The 17,477-nt window shown below is 62.7% G+C and carries 19 protein-coding genes and 1 pseudogene; 9 read left to right on the forward strand and 11 right to left on the reverse strand.

The window, feature by feature from the left end:
• The first annotated feature begins 3 nt into the window (after positions 1-3).
• The gene (locus PMI15_RS23355; protein ID WP_007874908.1) at positions 4-816 is read left to right on the forward strand and encodes an MBL fold metallo-hydrolase; all 813 of its coding nucleotides are present in this window, start codon (positions 4-6) and stop codon (positions 814-816) included.
• On the opposite strand, the gene trxC is transcribed toward PMI15_RS23355, so the two are convergent.
• Positions 813-1,250, reverse strand: a complete 438-nt coding sequence (gene trxC / locus PMI15_RS23360; protein ID WP_036840885.1) for a thioredoxin TrxC — start codon at positions 1,248-1,250, stop codon at positions 813-815. The two genes, PMI15_RS23355 and trxC, sit on opposite strands and share 4 nt — an antisense overlap.
• A gap of 157 nt (positions 1,251-1,407) precedes the next feature.
• Here trxC and PMI15_RS24540 point away from each other — a divergent pair, with 157 nt between their 5' ends.
• The 3 genes from PMI15_RS24540 to PMI15_RS23375 all read left to right on the forward strand — a co-directional run bounded on the left by PMI15_RS24540 (position 1,408) and on the right by PMI15_RS23375 (position 3,085).
• Positions 1,408-1,785, forward strand: a complete 378-nt coding sequence (locus PMI15_RS24540) for an RcnB family protein (RefSeq protein ID WP_007874912.1) — start codon at positions 1,408-1,410, stop codon at positions 1,783-1,785.
• Positions 1,786-1,870: 85 nt separating this feature from the next.
• A complete protein-coding gene (locus PMI15_RS23370) occupies positions 1,871-2,431 on the forward strand; it encodes a DUF2242 domain-containing protein (protein WP_051002040.1) in 561 nt (186 codons plus the stop codon).
• Positions 2,432-2,572: 141 nt separating this feature from the next.
• Entirely contained in the window at positions 2,573-3,085 is a 513-nt protein-coding gene (locus tag PMI15_RS23375; protein ID WP_007874916.1) for a hypothetical protein, read from the forward strand.
• A gap of 95 nt (positions 3,086-3,180) precedes the next feature.
• On the opposite strand, the gene PMI15_RS23380 is transcribed toward PMI15_RS23375, so the two are convergent.
• From PMI15_RS23380 to PMI15_RS23390, 3 genes are all read right to left on the reverse strand, one after another.
• Positions 3,181-3,840, reverse strand: a complete 660-nt coding sequence (locus PMI15_RS23380) for a hypothetical protein (protein ID WP_007874918.1) — start codon at positions 3,838-3,840, stop codon at positions 3,181-3,183.
• Positions 3,841-4,101: 261 nt separating this feature from the next.
• Positions 4,102-4,992, reverse strand: coding sequence for a peptidoglycan DD-metalloendopeptidase family protein (locus PMI15_RS23385; protein WP_007874919.1), 891 nt, complete (start codon positions 4,990-4,992; stop codon positions 4,102-4,104).
• 7 nt (positions 4,993-4,999) lie between these two features.
• A complete protein-coding gene (locus PMI15_RS23390) occupies positions 5,000-5,218 on the reverse strand; it encodes a hypothetical protein (RefSeq protein WP_007874920.1) in 219 nt (72 codons plus the stop codon).
• Between the two features lie 244 nt (positions 5,219-5,462).
• Between PMI15_RS23390 and PMI15_RS23395 the strand changes: the two genes are divergently transcribed.
• The 3 genes from PMI15_RS23395 to PMI15_RS23405 are packed head-to-tail and all read left to right on the forward strand — an operon-like array spanning position 5,463 to position 6,636.
• Positions 5,463-5,939 (forward strand): SRPBCC family protein, encoded by a 477-nt coding sequence (locus PMI15_RS23395; RefSeq protein WP_007874921.1) that lies wholly within the window; start codon positions 5,463-5,465, stop codon positions 5,937-5,939.
• The gene (locus PMI15_RS23400) at positions 5,914-6,273 is read left to right on the forward strand and encodes a helix-turn-helix transcriptional regulator (protein WP_007874923.1); all 360 of its coding nucleotides are present in this window, start codon (positions 5,914-5,916) and stop codon (positions 6,271-6,273) included. The genes PMI15_RS23395 and PMI15_RS23400 overlap by 26 nt, the downstream gene beginning before the upstream one ends.
• Before the next feature lie 12 nt (positions 6,274-6,285).
• Complete coding sequence (locus PMI15_RS23405; RefSeq protein ID WP_007874924.1) at positions 6,286-6,636, forward strand: DUF2200 domain-containing protein; 351 nt, start codon at positions 6,286-6,288, stop codon at positions 6,634-6,636.
• A gap of 16 nt (positions 6,637-6,652) precedes the next feature.
• Here the strand turns inward: PMI15_RS23405 and PMI15_RS23410 are convergent, their stop codons facing one another.
• A complete protein-coding gene (locus PMI15_RS23410; RefSeq protein WP_007874926.1) occupies positions 6,653-7,258 on the reverse strand; it encodes a DUF938 domain-containing protein in 606 nt (201 codons plus the stop codon).
• A 28-nt stretch (positions 7,259-7,286) separates the two neighbouring features.
• Positions 7,287-8,177: an SDR family oxidoreductase gene (locus PMI15_RS23415; protein WP_007874928.1), complete on the reverse strand. Its 891-nt coding sequence runs from the start codon at positions 8,175-8,177 to the stop codon at positions 7,287-7,289.
• A gap of 78 nt (positions 8,178-8,255) precedes the next feature.
• Between PMI15_RS23415 and PMI15_RS23420 the strand changes: the two genes are divergently transcribed.
• Positions 8,256-9,164, forward strand: coding sequence for a helix-turn-helix transcriptional regulator (locus PMI15_RS23420; protein WP_007874930.1), 909 nt, complete (start codon positions 8,256-8,258; stop codon positions 9,162-9,164).
• Positions 9,165-9,222: 58 nt separating this feature from the next.
• On the opposite strand, the gene PMI15_RS23425 is transcribed toward PMI15_RS23420, so the two are convergent.
• The 4 genes and pseudogenes from PMI15_RS23425 to PMI15_RS23445 all read right to left on the reverse strand — a co-directional run bounded on the left by PMI15_RS23425 (position 9,223) and on the right by PMI15_RS23445 (position 16,035).
• The gene (locus tag PMI15_RS23425) at positions 9,223-11,094 is read right to left on the reverse strand and encodes a M48 family metallopeptidase (protein WP_007874932.1); all 1,872 of its coding nucleotides are present in this window, start codon (positions 11,092-11,094) and stop codon (positions 9,223-9,225) included.
• Positions 11,095-11,248: 154 nt separating this feature from the next.
• Positions 11,249-11,832, reverse strand: a pseudogene (locus PMI15_RS23430) (pseudouridine synthase).
• A gap of 443 nt (positions 11,833-12,275) precedes the next feature.
• Complete coding sequence (locus PMI15_RS24545; protein ID WP_238541181.1) at positions 12,276-14,048, reverse strand: DUF262 domain-containing protein; 1,773 nt, start codon at positions 14,046-14,048, stop codon at positions 12,276-12,278.
• A 121-nt stretch (positions 14,049-14,169) separates the two neighbouring features.
• Positions 14,170-16,035: a glutamine--tRNA ligase/YqeY domain fusion protein gene (locus PMI15_RS23445; RefSeq protein WP_007874937.1), complete on the reverse strand. Its 1,866-nt coding sequence runs from the start codon at positions 16,033-16,035 to the stop codon at positions 14,170-14,172.
• 133 nt (positions 16,036-16,168) lie between these two features.
• Here PMI15_RS23445 and PMI15_RS23450 point away from each other — a divergent pair, with 133 nt between their 5' ends.
• Positions 16,169-16,549 (forward strand): hypothetical protein, encoded by a 381-nt coding sequence (locus PMI15_RS23450; protein WP_007874939.1) that lies wholly within the window; start codon positions 16,169-16,171, stop codon positions 16,547-16,549.
• A 67-nt stretch (positions 16,550-16,616) separates the two neighbouring features.
• On the opposite strand, the gene PMI15_RS23455 is transcribed toward PMI15_RS23450, so the two are convergent.
• Positions 16,617-17,201: a DUF3455 domain-containing protein gene (locus PMI15_RS23455; RefSeq protein ID WP_007874941.1), complete on the reverse strand. Its 585-nt coding sequence runs from the start codon at positions 17,199-17,201 to the stop codon at positions 16,617-16,619.
• Positions 17,202-17,477: the final 276 nt, after the last annotated feature.

Below are 17,477 nucleotides of genomic sequence, written 5' to 3' on the forward strand. Positions count from 1 at the left end.
CTCATGCCCATTGAACTCTACCGCGACAGCCGCCACGCCTGCCTGATGTTCACCGACCTCGTCGAAGAGGACAACCAGGCCGTGCAGGCCAACCAGTTCCTCATCGTGGACAACGGCACCGGCGCCGTGATAGACCCGGGCGGCAACCTGGCCTTCAATGAACTTTTCCTCGGCATGTCGCGCCACTTCAGCCCGCAAAAGCTGTCCTACATCATCGCCTCGCATGCCGACCCCGACATCATTGCTTCGCTGGACCGCTGGCTGACCTCCACGCCGGCGCAGCTGGTGATCTCACGCGTGTGGGAGCGCTTTGTGCCGCACTTCACCAAGGTCGGCAAGACCGACCAGCGCGTGATCGGCGTGGCCGACGGCGGCGGGCGATTGCCGCTGGGCCGCAACGAGCTGTGGCTGCTGCCCGCCCACTTCCTGCACTCCGAAGGTAACTTTCATTTCTACGACCCCGTCAGCCGCATTCTTTTCACGGGCGACCTGGGTGTTTCCATGACTTCGGGGCGCGACGCCCAGGTGCCGGTGAGCGACATCAAGGAGCATTTGCGCCTGATGGAGGGCTTTCACCGCCGCTACATGGTGTCTAACAAGGTGCTGCGCCTGTGGGTGCGCATGGCGCGCCAGCTCGACATCCGCATGCTGGTGCCGCAGCACGGCGCGCCGCTGGAGGGGCCAGCCATAGGCCAGTTCCTTGACTGGGCCGAATCGCTGATGTGCGGCATAGACCTGTTTGACGACAGGCATTACCAGTTGCCGACAGCGGCCATCCCGGTGCGGGAAGGGGCCCTGCCCGCGAACCCGGCCTAGCGCAAATTCCCGCGCACCCAACGCACAATATCCGCCGCCCCCATCGCGCCCGCCTGGCGCGCCACCTCGCGGCCGTTCTGGAACAGCGCCAGCGTAGGGATGCTGCGGATGTTGAAGCGTGCGCCCAGGTTGGGCACGGCCTCGGTGTCGACCTTGGCCACGCGCACCCGCGGCTCCAGCTGCGCGGCGGCCTGCTCATAGGCCGGCGCCATCTGCCGGCAGGGGCCGCACCAGGGTGCCCAGAAATCGACCAGCACCGGGATCTGGTTGCGGCTGATGTGTTTGTCAAAGGCCACTTCGTCGAGTGCGGTGGAATGGGCCACGAACAGCGCTTTTTTACAGTTGCCGCAGTTCGGGTCGCTGGCCAGCTGGTCCTCGCGCACGCGGTTGGTGGTGTGGCAGTGGGGGCAGACGATGTGGAGTGGGTCGGACATGCGACGCAACTGGGGGTGCAGGCGCGGCATTTCAAGCGCCGCGCCAGGCTTGCACCAGCCCGAGCCATGGCAAATACGGCTTTCCAGACGAGCGCTTGGCCTACGCATCCCGGCTTTTCCCGGGAGAACAATCAGGCTTCACCAACGAAGGATTTCCATGAAAACCAGAACCTTGATGGCCGCCCTGGCTGCGGCTTCTCTCGCCTTCGGCGGGCTTGCGATGGCCAAGGACCATGGCAATGACCACGACAACAAAGGCGGCCATGGGCACGGCAAAAAAGCAAACAAGCACCACCGCCACGGCCCGCCGCCGCACGCGCAGGCCGATGGGCGCGGTGCGGGGCCCGACCACAATTTCTACCGCGGCGGCCGCCTGCCCGCGCAGTACCGCGATCGCGGCTACTGGGTGGACGACTGGCGCGGCCACCGCCTGAGCGCTCCGCCGCCCGGCTACCACTGGGTGCAAACCGGCGGCGACTATGTGCTGGTCGCCAATAACACCGGGATCATTTTCCAGATCTACCTGGGCCAGTGACAGGCCGCTAAACTAAAGCAAAGGGGCCGTTGTCCGGCCCCTGTTTCAAGTTGCAAGGAGCGTACTGAATTTGAAACCGCCACAGATGCATCGCCAGGCTTTTCCGCGTGCAGCCCTGCTTGCGGCAGTGCTGGGCCTTGCCTTCCTGCTCACGGCCTGCGTCAGCACCGTCAAGTCATTCCCGCTGCAGGAGAAGTTCGGCTCCACCGCCACCTATTCGCGGCTGTTCGACGCCAGGCCCGAGCAGACCTGCGAGGCCGCGCGCCGCGCGCTGCTGAGCCAGGGCTACATCATCAACACCGCCAGGGTCGACCTGGTCGAGGGCCAGAAGAGCTTCCAGCCCGAGGCCGAGGCGCATTTGCAGATGGTGATACGAGTGGTCTGCGCCCCCGAAAGCGCCGACGGCAAGATCAGCCTGGGTTTTGTTACAGCGCTGCAGGACAGCTACCAGCTTAAAAAGAGCAACAACTCCGCCAGCCTGGGCGTGGGCGCCATAGGCTCGGTGTCCCTGCCTTTCTCGTCGAGCAACGACTCCATGGTCAAAGTCGGCAGCGTCACGATTTCATCGGACGCGTTTTACGACAGCTTTTTTGAGCTGGTCAGCCGCTACCTCGCGACGGTGGACGATTTGCCGCTGAGCCAGTAGGCGGTTTTCCCTCTCCCAGGGGAGAGAAATAGGAGGGGCAGCCAGCCTTCTGGGCATCCCTCTCTAACCCGTTAGGTCGCACTCACTAGGCAAAACCGGCAAGATGACCCCATCGTCAAAAGCCTATTGAAGGAACATTCCATGAGCGCCAAAAACCTCTCCACCGTTGCCACCGACCTGATCGAGTCCTACGGCAATACCGCCCTCAACGTCATCCAGGCTTACCGCGCCGGTGGCGAGCGCGTGGTCAGCCTGCTGGAGCAGCGCTGGAACCAGGCCCTGAAACAATCGCGCACCGAACTGACGGCTGAAACCGCGAAGAACGCATCGGCCGCGCAAGCCGCTTTCAGCGCCTACTACACCAAGGGCCTGCTGCTGACGACCAGCGGCGCCGAGCAGGTCGTGAGCCAGCTCGTGAAAGTGGCCGAAGCCGGTGTGGAACGCGCCGCCGCCAACGCCAGCCTGTTTGAAGAAAAAACCGGCGTGACCACGCTGAACACCCTGGCCCAGGCCACCGCGCCCGGCGCCCTGGCCTTGAGCAAGCTGGCCGCGCAGATCGAACAAAAGAGCGCCGAGCTGGCCGGCAAGATCGCCGGCGAGCACAAGCCAGCCGCCAAGCGCAGCTCGGCTTTCCGCCGCGCCAAGGCAGCCTGATAGACAGCGCCCTGCGCTTCCAGCAAAAAACCCCGGCCGGCGCCATGCGCCGACCGGGGTTTTTTCTTGTGCCTTGCAGTTTTGGCGCTTGACTTTTAACCGCGCGGATTGATCAGCCGCTCCACTTCATCGCGCAGCGCGGCCAACTGGGCGCGCAGGTCGCGTCGCTCCTGCGGGGTCACCACGCCGTCCGAGCGGTAGGCGGCCTCGCGGTTTTCAATCGCCTGCTCGCGCGCCTGCAAGCGGCCGGCTTCGCGCAGGCTCAGGCGGTGGCTGCGCACGCCTTCGTCAATGCGCTGGCGGATATTGAACTCCTGGCTGTCGATGGCGCCCAGCCTGTCGGCCGGGTAGGCGACAGCCACGGTGCGGTTGTTGGCAATGGCGCGCTCGACTTCGGCACTCAACTGGGCCATGTCGGCGCGCAGCTGCTGGCGCTCCTGCGGCGTCACGCGGCCGTCGGCCTTGTAGGCGGCTTCACGGTTCTGGATCTCGCTGTCGCGGCGGTACAGCAGGCGCGCTTCCGAGGGCGTGATGCGGCCGGACTGCAGGCCCTCGCGTATGCGCTCGCTGACGGCCTGCTGTGCCCTGTCTATGCCCGGCGTTTGCGGGGCTGCAGGCGCGTACACCACCTGGGGTGGGTAGGAAGGCGCTTGAGGGCCGTAAGGGCCGTAGGGTTGCGCCATGGCCGGCGCGGCTGCAAGGCCCGCGGCCAGCGCGGTGGCCAGAAGGGATGTGGTCAAGAGTTTCGATGTCATGGGGTCTCCTTTGCTCAATCAGTGAACCGGCAAGCCCTGAGGAGGAAACTTGCTTTCCGAAGCACCGGCCTGGAGGCTTTTTGGTGCTTCAGTGCTTTCATCGTGGAGGCCCAAGGTCAAGGCCGTGTAATGCGGAGGTAGGGCGCGTGTAATGAAGCCGGGGTTTTACCCCGTGTTTACCTCGCTACATGCCGTCGTATCAGGATGTGTTTTTTTCTCGCTCCCTGGGAGGGGGATGAGTGCAATCTCAGGCCGGCAAGCTCAGGCCGGCAAGAACAGCGCAGGATCCACCATGGCACGGTTCAGCATCACACCCCAATGCAAATGCGGCCCGGTCACCCGGCCGGTTGCGCCCACGGCGCCCAGGCGTTCACCGGTTTGGAGGGTGTCCCCCGGCTTCACGTCAATCGCGCTCAAATGGCACATCATGCACAGCAAACCACCCCCATGGTCCAGCCATACTGTGTTGCCGTTAAAGAAATAATCGCCCGTGTCTATCACCCGGGCCGGCAGCGGTGCCAGCACCGGCGTGCCGGTGGCGGCCGCGATGTCCATGCCGCTGTGCGGGTTGCGCGGCTGGCCGTTGAAGACGCGCCGCAGCCCGAAAGAGCTGGAACGCCGCCCCGGCACCGGCACCCGCATGCGCAGCGGGCCCTGCGGCAGGGGCTGGCTGAAGGTGGCCATCACGAGCTCCTGGTGCGCGCGCTCGCGCTCGTAGCGCGCCAGGTCTTCGGGCGACAAGTCCACCGTGCGCGGCTCGACCTTGAGCTGCTGCTCGGCATAGCGCTTGGGCGCTATGGTGTAAGGAATATCCCGCCGGCTGCCTTCAGCGGCTTGCACTGTGATGTTCGCCTCGCCGGGCGCGGCCGAGAGCGCGATGCCCACCAGTGCCGTCCATCCGGTCGCATCGCCCAGCACCAGCAAAGGAGTCTCGCCCGCAAAGGCCAGGGGCCGCTGCGCGGCCGGGCCCAGCGGTAGCCATGCCACGCCGCCGGGCACCTGCGAGGCGCGCGGCCAAATGATCCCGTCGGGTGAGGGCGCAGCCTGGGCCTGCAAGGAGGCGGGCAGGGCATACCCCGCCGCGGCGGCCAGCAGCACGGCGCGGCGGCTTAAGTCTGAAAAAACAAGGGTCTGTGAAGGGCGTGAATGCATGGCGCCATTATTGCGGCGTCATGGTGATCTTTCCCTCGCGCACATAGTCGTCAAACTGGATGCGCGGGATCGCCGTCACCGCGGCAACGCCGTCGCCGGCATCCCAACTCAGCGTCGCGCTGTCCGGCTGCAGCGCAACTTCAATGCGCACGCGCGGGATCTCAATCGGGGTACCGTCACCCGGTGTGTAGGTCACGTCACCGGTAATCATGGCGAACTGGGGCATGGCTTATCTCCTGGATGAGTGGGTAAATCGGACATTGGCGGGCGATAGTGCGAACCTGCGAACGCCAAGCCCGTGCCCTTCCATTTAAGCAGCGGTCACGGCCGGCCCGTGTAGGCGAACAGCCACTTCGCGTCACGGCGCGGCGGCTGCAATTGCTTGCAATTTGGGATCAAAATCATGCAACCAATATGTTGCATAAAAAGTTTTCCGGATGCAGAATAAACGCAACCAGGAGATTGCATATATGGCTTCACCCTCATCCACCGACCGCATCGAACGCAGCGTCCACATCAACACCGCACCCTCCAAAGTCTGGAAGGCGCTTACCCAGGCCGAAGAATTCGGCAACTGGTTCGGCGTGGCGCTCAAGGGCAAAACCTTCAGCGCCGGCCAGCAGGTGCAGGGCCACATCACCATTGCGGGCTACGAGCATGTGCTGTTTGACGTGCTCATTGAACGCGTGGAACCCGAAACACTGTTTTCCTACCGCTGGCACCCTTATGCGGTCGACCCGGCCGTCGACTACTCCAAAGAGCCCACCACCCTCGTGGAATTCACCCTCAAGGCGGCCAGCGGCGGCACCTTGCTGACCGTGGTCGAATCGGGCTTTGACAGGATTCCCGTGGCGCGCCGTGTCGAAGCCTTGCGCATGAACACTGGCGGCTGGGAAGGGCAGATGGTTAACATCCAGAAATATGTCGCCTCGCAAGCCTCGCCTTAAAACCAACGACCCCGCATCGCCCCAGCCCGGCCCCGCGGGCGTGTTTGCCGCCCTGGGCGACGAAACGCGCTTGCGCCTGGTCGCCGTGCTCTGCGTGGGCGGCGCCGTCTCCATCGCCCAGCTGACCGCCACCACCGACATCACCCGCCAGGCCGTCACCAAACACCTGCATGTGCTGGCCGACGCCGGCCTGGTGCACCATGTGAAAGTGGGCCGCGAGCGGCTGTGGCAGTTTGACCCGCAGCAGCTCGACGAAGCCCGCCGCTCGCTGGACCTGATTGCCCAGCAATGGGACCAGGCCCTGGGCCGCTTGAAGGCTTCGCTGGAGGCTTAGAGAGGAACACGGATGCCCAAGCACACTATTTTCACGATGCCGTTTGCCAAGGTCTATCCGCTCTATGTGCAGAAGGCGGAACGCAAAAACCGCACAAAACAGGAAGTCGACCAGGTCATCCGCTGGCTGACGGGCTATGACCAAAAGGGGCTTGATCGGCAAATCGAAAAGCAGAACGATTTCGAAACCTTCTTCGCCCAGGCCCCCGCCATGCACCCGAATGCTTCGCTGATCAAGGGCGTGGTCTGCGGCGTGCGCGTGGAAGAGGTCGAAGACCCGCTGATGCAGAAGATTCGCTACCTGGACAAGCTCGTGGACGAACTGGCCAAAGGAAAAGCGATGGAAAAAATCCTGCGCTCTTAAGACTTGAGCGCAGGCCCTAGGCCTTGCCCCATACCAGCAGCAAATTATTGGCCGGCATCGCATGCCGTGCCCGCAGCCGCAAGCCGGCCCGCGCCGCTTGCTGTTCCACATCTTCCCTGCGGCGTATGCCCCAGGCCGGGTCTTGCGCGCGCAGGCTTTGGTCAAACGCCACATTGCCTTCCGAGGTGGGCACAGCGTCTTCCAGGTAAGGCCCGTAGGTCACCAGCACGCCATCGGCTGCGAGGTGGCGCGCGCTGCCTGACATCAGCGCGGCACAGGTCGCCCAGGGCGAGATATGCAGCATATTGGCGCAGTAGACCAGGTCAAACTTCGCATCGCCCGGCAGCCATTCGGCCGCCATCACGTCCAGCACCAGGGCAGGGCGAACATTGGTCAAACCCTGCTCGGCCACCCAGGCCGCAATCGAGTCCAGTGCGGTGGGCATGAAGTCGGTGGGCTGCCATGTCCATTGCGGCAGGCCCGTGGCAAACCAGGCAACATGCTGGCCTGTGCCGGAGGCGATTTCGAGTGCTGTGCCTTGCGCGGGCAAGACTTTGAGCAGGACATCGAGGATGGGCTGCTTGTTGCGGTCTGCCGCAGGGCTGAAGTTGGGGGCTGGCATGCGGTGATTAAACCGCACACCGCGGGCCTCAGCTGAAATAGCCGCTATCCCGCATGTCCGCCAGCAGTTCCGCCTCCCGCGGCTGCCATCCCAAAGCGCTGCGCGTGAGCGCGCTCGAGGTCGGGTTGTCAATCGCCACAAAACGCGCCAGCCAGTCGAAGTGGGCGGGCGCCTCGTCCGCCGCGATGCCGCGCGCAGGTACACCCAGCCCTTCGCCTATGGCCTCGGCAATCGCACGCAAGGGCAGGCCTTTTTCGGCCACGGCGTGCAGGCGCGCGCCGGGCAGGGCGCTTTCCAGCGCCAGCCTGAAGAGGCGCGCCGCGTCCAGCCGGTGCACCGCCGGCCAGAGGTTGGCGCCTTCACCGATGAAGGCTGCCACACCCTTGCTGCGCGCAATGCGCACCAGCATAGGCACAAAACCGTAGTCGCCCGCGCCGTGCACCGAGGGCGGCAGCCGCACCACGCTGGCCCGCACACCGCGACCGGCCGCCGCCAGCACCATGGCCTCCGCTTTGGCACGCGGGTTGGGCGAAGCTTCAGGCACGGGCATGTCTTCGGTCGCCGGGTGGGCGTGCGCCAGCAGCACGGTGACGGATGTCGCCACCAACGGTTTGCCCGAACCTTCCAGCGCGCCCAGCATGGCCGCGACGGCCTGGCGGTCCGTCTCGGCGGCAGCGGCGTGCGCTGAAAAGTCATGGATGAACGCAGTGTGGATCACGCCGTCGCAGGCCCTGGCGGCGGCGGCCAGGCCGGCGGTATCCGCCAGCTCAGCGCGATGGGCCTGCACACTCAGCCGCGACAGCGCATCCGCTGCCGCATCGCTACGCGCCAGGCCCAGCACCTCGTGGCCTGAAGAAAGCAGCTCTTGCACAATGGCGGAACCGATAAAGCCTGTGGCCCCCGTCAAAAAAACACGCATACTGAACTCCTGAAAAATCAATGAGCCCGCATCTTGCGTCGCCACCTTCATTGGCAAAAGCCGTGAGCGTATACAGGTATGAGCACTAACACCCTGAGCAACCCCGCAACACAAGCCGAACCCGCCATGACGGTGGCCCAGGCGGCCCAGGCGGCCCAGGCGGCACCCCTCACGCTGGGCGAGTTCCTGCGCGACCGCCGTGCGCGCCTGGCACCCGCGCCGGGCGCGGACAGCCGCCGCCGCACACCCGGCCTGCGGCGTGAAGAAGTGGCCACGCGCGCGCATGTGAGCGTCACCTGGTACACCTGGCTGGAGCAGGGCCGCGGCGGCCCGCCGTCCGACGAGGTGCTGGAGCGGCTGGCGAGTGCGCTGGCGCTGGACCGGGCCGACCGCGAGTTCATGTTTTTGCTGGCCCAGCAGCGGCCGCCGCCGATCAAGCCCACCGCGTCAGCGGCCGTCACACCCGCGCTGCAGCGAGTGCTCGACGGCATGCCCACCAGCCCCGCTGTCGTGAAGACGCTGACCTGGGACATCGTGGCCTGGAATGCCGCGGCGGCCGCGGTGCTGAGCGACTATGCCGCGCAGCCGCCCGGCGGGCGCAACCTGCTCAGGCGCCTGTTCACCGACCCGGCCCTGCGTGCCGTGCCCGACTGGGAAGCCAATGCGCGCTTTGCCATTGCGACCTTTCGCGTCGACGCGGCGCGGGCCGGTGACAGCCCCGAAGCGGCAGCGCTGGCGGAAGAGCTGCAGGCCTGCTGCAAAGACTTTCGCCGGCTGTGGGCCGACAACGAAACCAGCGGCCACTACGTGGGCGTCAAGCGCATCGAGCGCCCGCTGGCAGGCAGCATCACGCTCGAGCACCAGTCCTTCCCGGTCGACAGCGCGCCAGGGCTCAGCATGATTGTGTTCACGCCGGTGACGGCGGCGGATGTGGAGGGCGTGGCCTTGTTGATGTCCAACAAGGCCGCGCAGTTGAAGAAACGTTGAAAAGGAACGTTGAAAAAAGCGGAAAACCCCTGATCCGCCGGCCGGCTTCCCCGGCTTGTCAGGCCGGTTCGGCTTCAGCGGCGCGGGCTTGTTGCTGTGCCCGCATGATCTGGTGCCGCTGCCAATAGCTGCCCAACACCGCCTTGAACTGCTCCTCCTGCTTGCCCAGGCCCTTGAGCTTGATCGTGCTGGTGCGCGCGCCCAGCATGCCCTTGTCGAAATGCGTGACGGTGAGGGTGTTGCCGAACGTGCTGGTGTTGAAGGTCAGGGCCTTGACTTCGTCCCAGGAGATGGGCGCGCCGCCGTCGGCCGTGGCATGCACGCCTTCATAGCTGATGTCTATGCGCTTGTCCGCGCCGAGGTCAAACGACACCGGCGGGAAGTAGCGCAGCACCACCGCGCGTTCCTCGTCGTTGGCCGGCTCATAGAGGTAGGCCAGGCTTTGCTCATGCGCGGCGGCAAAGCGTTGTTCGTAGTCACTCCACAGCCGCTGTTCAATGGCGGCGGCTGTTGATATTTCATCGGCCCAGGTGGCTTGGGGCACGGTGGTCACGATGGCGCCGTAGCTGTCTTCCGCCACCTCGTGGTTCACATTGCGCATGCGTTCCCGCAGCGGCGGGTGCGTGTCGTAGGGGTGCGGCACGGCGGCGGTTTTCATGGCCGTCACAAATTCACCTGAGCGGGCATAGGGGTGCAGGCCCTCCGCCACAAAGCCGGCAATGCCTAGCGCGCCGGTGTGCTGCTGCTCTTGCTCGAACAGCTTGCGCTCCACCGTGTCCCGGTAGCTGGAATAAGCCGAGATCTTGATCAGCGACTGCACGATGGACTGCGGTGCCGTCAGCTTCGCGGCCACGCGGTCGGCGGTGTACTCGCGCTCGCGGCTGTCGCGTGCCAGCGCAAACTCAAACACCATGCGGTACAGGCGCAGCAGGTAGTGCGCCACGATGGTCAGCCCGCCGCTGCGCATTTCCCAGGTGTACAGGTCAAACTGGGTCAGCTTGGGGCCCAAGGCCGCGCTGCTGCGCGTGTCGCCGCCGCCCAGGTGGGCCAGCTCGTGCGCCAGCACGGCGTCGGCTTCGGTGGTGTCCAGCACCCGCAGCAGCGGAATGCTCACAAACAGCGTGCGGCCCGTCAGGGCCTGCCCGGCCACCGTGCAGGGCGCCTCGGTCACGAAAAAGTTGTTGTCAATACCCGCGATGATCTGGTCCGGCGGCGACGTCTTGACGCGGCCCGCCAGCTGGCGAATGCGGTCCCACAGGCGCGGGGCGTCGGCCTCGGACAGCAGCTCGCCCTCAATGGTGTTGCCCGAAGGCAGTTTTTTGAACAGCGTGTAGATGGCATAGAACACCGCCAGGGCCGCCATGATGCCGGCCAGGCCGACCAGCTTGATGTAGTAGCTGTGCCAGAAATACGCCGTGAGCCAGAAGGAAAGCCACACCAGCATGGCGCTTTGCAGCGTGACCTCCACCGCGCTTGAAATGGTCATCAGCCGCCAGCCCGCCACAAAGCTCGCATAGCGCAGGCCGCGGTTGACAAAGGCCAGCGCGCCCAGCACGCTGGCCGTCACCAACAGCGCCGCGCCCAGGATCAATGTCCAGAAGGCGGCGCGCTCGGCCCAGTGAAACCACCAGTGCATCGAATAGGGGCTGCAGACCTTGTCGTGAAAGACCTTGTCCTCGGGGCCGGTGGCGGCGCAGGCCATCGACAGCCTGTGCGTGTCGTAAAACGCAATCTCGTCCGCCTTCTGCGCCGGCGTCAGGTCTTTGGCGGCATTGATTTGAGAAGTGACGCGCTGAAGGAAGTCCTTGTCCTCAGACTGCAGCGCGTAGTGCGTGAAAACCAGCGTGACCGCCGGAATGAGAAAGAGCGACGCCAGGGTCAGCAGAAAGACTCGCCAGAGGTCGGCGTGGATCGTGCGCGCAGCAGCCATGGGAACGTCCTTTTGAGTTTTGAATTTGGAACCGGCCGATCATACGGGCGGCCATGCGTTTGGCCGCTGGGTTGGCAGGCAACAATTCACCAAAAGGGGTGCTGTTTCAGTTTGTTTCCAAAGACCTCGCCGGCCTTCGAATCCGCTGAAATGCTCAGCCGGCGTCCGCTAGCTCTTCGGTTTCACGCCAGGCGCCCTGCGCCATGCCGTCCAGCGCATAGGGACCGATGGAAGAGCGGATCAGCCGCAAGGTCGGGTGGCCCACGGCGGCCGTCATGCGCCGCACCTGGCGGTTGCGGCCTTCACGTATCCTCAGCGCGATCCAGAAGGTCGGGATAGCCTTGCGCACCCGCACCGGGGGATCACGCTCCCACAGGCCGGGCGAGGCCTCCATGCGCTCGGCGCTGGCCGGCCGCGTGGGGCCGTCATTGAGCTGCACGTCGCCGCGCAGCGCAGCCATCGCCGAATTGCCGGGCTCGCCCTCGACCTGCACCCAGTAGGTTTTCAGCATCTTGAAACGCGGGGCGCTGATGCGCGCCTGCAAGGGCTCGTCGCTGGTCAGCAGCAGGCTTCACTGTCGGCATCGAGCCGCCCGGCCACATAGACGCCGGGGAGGGCAATGAAATCCTTGAGCCCGCGCCAGCGGCCTTCAGGCGTGAACTGGCTCAACACGCCATAGGGTTTGTTGAAGCAGATGAGGTGGGGGGGCCGCGTCGGTGGGGTGGACCGGTGATGCATGTCGTGATGGTGGGGGTCTGCCTCAAAGTGCATCGCTGTTGCCGCGATTGTCGGCTTGATCCCCGGCCAATGGGCCAGTTTTTTGCCATCGGGATGGGCGTTTGGTGGTGCGATTACCGTTTGTGAGGATGAAGCTCGACCAGTGCGCGAGCGAACTCCGCCAGTTGCTTTTGGCAGCTCGGACAGCGTAAATCTCCTGGGTTCTCTTCCGGTACTACGCAAGCGCAGCCGGGGCAGAACCAAATGCCTCCGATAAAGGAGCCAAGAGACTTAGGGTCAGGGTCTCGAGCGTTTGTGATGTAGCACTCAGTGAGCCGGCGATTGAGGGCGGCGGACAATTGCATATTGCCGGCGCTGCATTCCAGCTCTCCATCACGGTTGACTTGCAGTTCAGCGCTGCATTTTGGGCAGTGAAGACTCGCCATGGGGAACCCGATTAGAAACTATGAAAACCGCAATGCGACATTCACAATGTCCGTACCTTTTGCTTCTTCGGTGTTTGCGCCAGCCCGGATAAAAAACTGATTGTTGTAATGAGTTGCCCGGCCGATGTCTTTGACTTTCATAACAAGACAATGCTTGTCGTAAACCGAAACGAAGCGGATGTCATTTAGTACTTGAGCTTTGACTTGATCTTCAAGCGTTGATGCTTTGATGCGTTGAACCAAGTACTGTTGATATTTATCCAAATTTCCCGAAATTGCTTTTGCTTCAAAATCTATTCCAGTTATGAAGTGACCATCAGATTTCGCATACGCCTCTCCAGATATCGTAGTGTGACGATCGGCCGTTGTCTTCTTATCGGCAACTCCAATAAGGACATACCCGACCGTCTTTGGCCCCTGATTGGCTAGAGCGGAAACTGTTTGCAAAACTCCTTCAAAGCATCCTTCATCAAAGCCACCACCTTGCTTCAAGTTAAGAAAACCTTGCTTGAAGTCGTAGCAGGGCTGTTCAAGCTTAGACTGCTTGAGAAGATTTGAGAATTGCGTTAGCCAGCTGGTACTGGCTGGATCCGGATTCGGGTTTTCAACAAATGAACTCTGAATTAGTCCAATAACTATGTTGACGTTTGTTTCACGCTCGGTGCCACTCCATTTTCCCCCGGGGGTGATGGTGATCCGTTGGCCTATACCGCTCAATACTTTGCCTAGTTTATTAGCGTCGCCGACAGTTCTTGAACCTCTTACCAAGAGTTCAAAGAAGGCAAGAAAAACGCATTGGTAGTAACGAGCGGCGCGAGCTGCAGCCATGTCCTTCATCGCTAGATCGGAAAAAGACTTTCCTAGATCGCCCATCAATTTTTCGAGCGTGCTGTGACAGTAGAGGAAATGCTCTTGAAGTTTTTCCACTCCGTATTTTTGAAGGGCCTCCTGAAGTTGAACCTTACGGCTCTCACCTGCTTCGTATCTATGAATTCCATAGTAATCATCAAGTACTTCGGAGGCCGATCGTGCCTCTTTCCCCATGAGAATGAATGCCAAGATATCGGCGATTATTTCTTCATCGCGGCTCTCTCTGACTTGTTGACGCACAAAAATTCCTTGCGCTACCCAAAAAGTCTTGTCTATGTGGATACCTCGCTGACTGGTATCACTCAAACTAATTTCCGGCATTTTTTGCAGTGGAAATAAATCTGTAGTACTAACGTCGCCACGAATTTTTTGCGCTAGGTGCTTGACCAACTCAGCGAAAGGCGAGACCGCGCCCGCGGAGCGAACTTCTTGCGGTGAAAGAAATTTCCCGTTTGAATTGATACGCCGAAATACCTCGTCGATGAATTCTTCTTTTGAGGAGGCAAACTCCGAAATCGCAATTGTGTAGGTGGCAATCTTCACGCAGTTATCTCTGCTCATAACTGGGGTCTGCTGCTTAAGTGTGCCCTTGTCCAGTTGGTCCTGAGACTCGACCATTGTCTTTAGGTCAAAAAAATCCCCCTCAAAAGAAAATTCCTGATTTATGAAGGAGAAAATAGCATTCAACCGCTGCATTCCGTCGATTATTTCAAGGCAATCAGTCCCAACATATTTGCCTCGCGCTAGTAGAAACAACGGAATTGGAAATCCCTTCAGAATCGTGTCGATCAAGCTTTGCTTGTCTTCGACATCCCAAACTAGTTTTCGCTGATATCGCCGATTGACTACAAATTTTCCGGCGTTGTAGTCGTTGTAAACACGCTGAATATTTTCCTGCCGCACAGACAGCGCGGTTGTCATCTCGGTTGACTTGGCTGATATTTTTGATGCCATTTTTTACTCGATTCTTAATATTTGTCGAAAGCATGTATCGATATCACTGGAAAATCCGCGACCTATCCTGCACTATCGCCAGTTCGATTTATTTACCCCAAGAATCCTTCATCCCTGTCACGCGATTGAACACGACCTTGCCGTCCTTGTGGTCAACAATGTCGGTCACAAAGTAGCCATGCCGCTCAAACTGGAAGCGCGTGCCGGCAGGCACCTTGGCGAGCGAGGGCTCGACATAGGCCGTCACGGTCTTGAGGCTGTTGGGGTTCAGTTCGTCGAGGAAGTCCTTGTCACCGGTGCCGGGGTGCTCAACGCTGAACAGTCGGTCATACAGGCGCACTTCGGCTTCGACGGCGTCGCTCACGCCCACCCAGGTGATCACGCCCTTGACCTTGATGGCATCGGAGCCTGGCGTGCCGCTCTTGGTGTCGGGGATCAGGGTGGCGTGCACTTCAATCACCTTGCCGTTCGCGTCTTTCACCGCGCCGATGCATTCGATGACGTGGCCGTACTTGAGGCGGACCTTGCTGCCGGCGATGGCCTGCTTGCTGGCATTGACGTGGGGCGGGAAGAGGCGGAAGAAGCCCTTGGGCGGGGTCTCTTCGTAGTCGCTGCGTTCAATCCAGACTTCCTTGCCTATCTTGAAGTGGCGCTTGCCCATGTCTTCGTGGTGGGGGTGCACGGGGGCGCTGCAATCATCGAGCTTGCCTGCGCCCATCACTTCATCCCAGTTGGTGAGCACCAGCTTGACGGGGTCCAGCACGGCCATGGCGCGCGGGGCCATCGGGTCCAGGGTGTCGCGCAGCGCGCCTTCGAGGGTGCTGTAGTCGATCCAGCTGTCGCTCTTGGTGACGCCTATGCGTTCGGCAAACAGCTGCAGGGCCTCGGGCGTGTAGCCGCGGCGGCGCAGGCCGACGATGGTGGGCATGCGCGGGTCGTCCCAGCCGCTGACGCGGTTTTCATTGACGAGCTGGGCCAGCTTGCGTTTGCTGGTGAGCACATAGCTCAGGTTGAGGCGGGCGAATTCATACTGGCGCGGGTGCGGCGTGGCGATGAGCTTGCCTTCGGCCAGGCGGTCCAGCAGCCAGTCGTAAAAGGGGCGCTGGTCTTCAAACTCCAGGGTGCAGATGCTGTGGGTGATCTGCTCGAGCGCGTCTTCGACCGGGTGGGCGAAGGTGTACATGGGGTAGATGCACCATTTGTCGCCGGTGTTGTGGTGGTGGGCGCGGCGTATGCGGTAAATGGCCGGGTCGCGCATATTGATGTTGGGCGAGGCCATGTCGATCTTGGCGCGCAGCACGGCGGCGCCGTCGGCGAGCTTGCCGTCGCGCATCTCGCGAAAGCGCGCCAGGTTCTCTTCGGGTGTGCGGCCGCGGAAGGGGCTGTTGGTGCCGGGGTGGCCGAAGTCGCCGCGGTTGTGGCGCATTTCCTCGGCGCTTTGTTCGTCGACGTAGGCGTTGCCGCTTTCAATCAAATACTCGGCGGCGCGGTACATGAAGTCGAAGTAGTCGCTGGCCTGGTAGGCCTTGCTTTCGACATTGCTGTCTCCCTTGCCGCTCTCCTCGTTGCCAAGCTGTGCCCAGTCATAGCCCAGCCATTTGACGGCGTCGATGATGCTGTCGACGTATTCAGTGTCTTCTTTTTCGGGGTTGGTGTCGTCAAAGCGCAGGTGGCAGACGCCGCCGTAATCGCGCGCCAGGCCGAAGTTCAGGCAAATGCTTTTGGCGTGGCCCACATGTAAATAACCGTTGGGCTCGGGCGGGAAACGCAGGCGTACCCTGGCGGGGTCGGGCTGGCCGGCGGCATGGTGGGCGGCATCCCCGGGACTGCCACCCCAGCGGCGGCTGGCATAAGTGCCCTCGGCCAGGTCTTTTTCGATGATCTGGCGCAGGAAGTTGCTGGGCTTGTGGATTTCTTTGTCGGCGGGAACTGAGGCAGGGGCAGGGGTGGTCATTGGCCGATTTTAGGGCTTACCCGGTAAGGGTTACGTTTGGCTACTCTCTTCACGGGGCATGCGGTATGCCATTACAGGTGCCCTGCGTTTAATAAGCACATGGGCATTTCCTGCCCTTCTTAAGGAGAACCATATGAAGACAGCAAACCGCTCCCTCGCCCTGGCAGGCGCCACCGCCGCGCTGGCCGTGGCCGCCCTGGGCTTTGCAGGTGCTGCCCAGGCCCGCGACAACGTGTCGTTTTCCGTGGGCATAGCTGCCCCGGGTGTGGCGGTAGGTGTGACCAATGCCTACCCGGTGTACCCGCAACCCGTGTATGTACAGCCCGCTCCGGTTTATGTGCAGCCGGCACCGGTTTATTACCCGCGCCCCGTGTATGTGCGGCCCGCACCGGTTTACTACCCGCAGCCCGTGTACTACGGCCCGCGCCACGGCCACAGGCACCATGGTGGCTACTATGTGCAGGCGCCCGGCCCGGGTTACTACCGTCCGGCACCTGTGTATTACCAGCGCTGAGCCCGGCGATCAGCCCCTCTGAGAAAAGCCCGCTTCGAGCGGGCTTTTTTATGGGCGCCGGAAAGCTTCAGGCGGCCGGACGCCAGAAGACGTAGTCGGCCTCGTAGGGCACGGAGACGCGCATGCCCAGGGTGGCGGAGCTGCAGGGCGGGTTGGCCACCACGCCGGCCACGGTGCGGCGGCCCTGGATGTAGCGGATGTTGGCGAGCGCGCCCGGGGTGTCGGAGGGGCCGACCATGGCGCGCTGCAGGGGCAGGCTCCGGAGGTCGCCGGGCACTTCGACGAGTTCCTGTGCGCTTACTTTGGAGCCGTCGCTGTGCTCCCAGCGCGCGCGGGCGCCGGGGTAGTAGGTCACGGTGCTGCCCGCGCCGTCCGCCAGCCTGATGCCATGCGACAGCAGCAGCCAGGCGTATTCATACGGCGCGCGTTTGACGGCCTGGCATTCATAGAGCAGCTCACCCCGGCCTTGCGCTTCGAGCACCGCGGCGTAGCCTGCGGGCACGCGCAAGGTTTCCGGCATGGCCTGCTGGGCCAGGTAGGGGTTGGCCTGGCGCAGGCCGCAGGCGCCCAGCGTGGCCACGGCAGCCAGCAGCAGCGCGCTTCGCAGCAGGCCGGGGAAGGGGCGGAAGGCATGGGCTTGTTGAGGGTTCACGGCGAGCTCCAGTGGCGGCGGACGGTGGTGTCACCCCCAGTAAATCCCTGGCGCGGCGGGCCGCCTGTAGGCGGCCAGGGGGACTGTGTGCGGGGAAACACCGGCAAAAACAGAAAAGCCCGCAGGCCGGGGCCTGCGGGCTTGGGGCTCCATGGCGGCTTGGCCACCACGGAGAGGCGCGCCTTCACAGGCGTGCCCGGATTACCTAGAACCTGTTCACGGCCTAAACGGGGCCGCGCAAGCATCTTCTCGGGATGGGATGCAAGGCGCGGTGCG

Origin of the sequence: Polaromonas sp. CF318 (assembly GCF_000282655.1) — a bacterium.
In the GTDB taxonomy this organism is placed as follows: domain Bacteria; phylum Pseudomonadota; class Gammaproteobacteria; order Burkholderiales; family Burkholderiaceae_C; genus Polaromonas.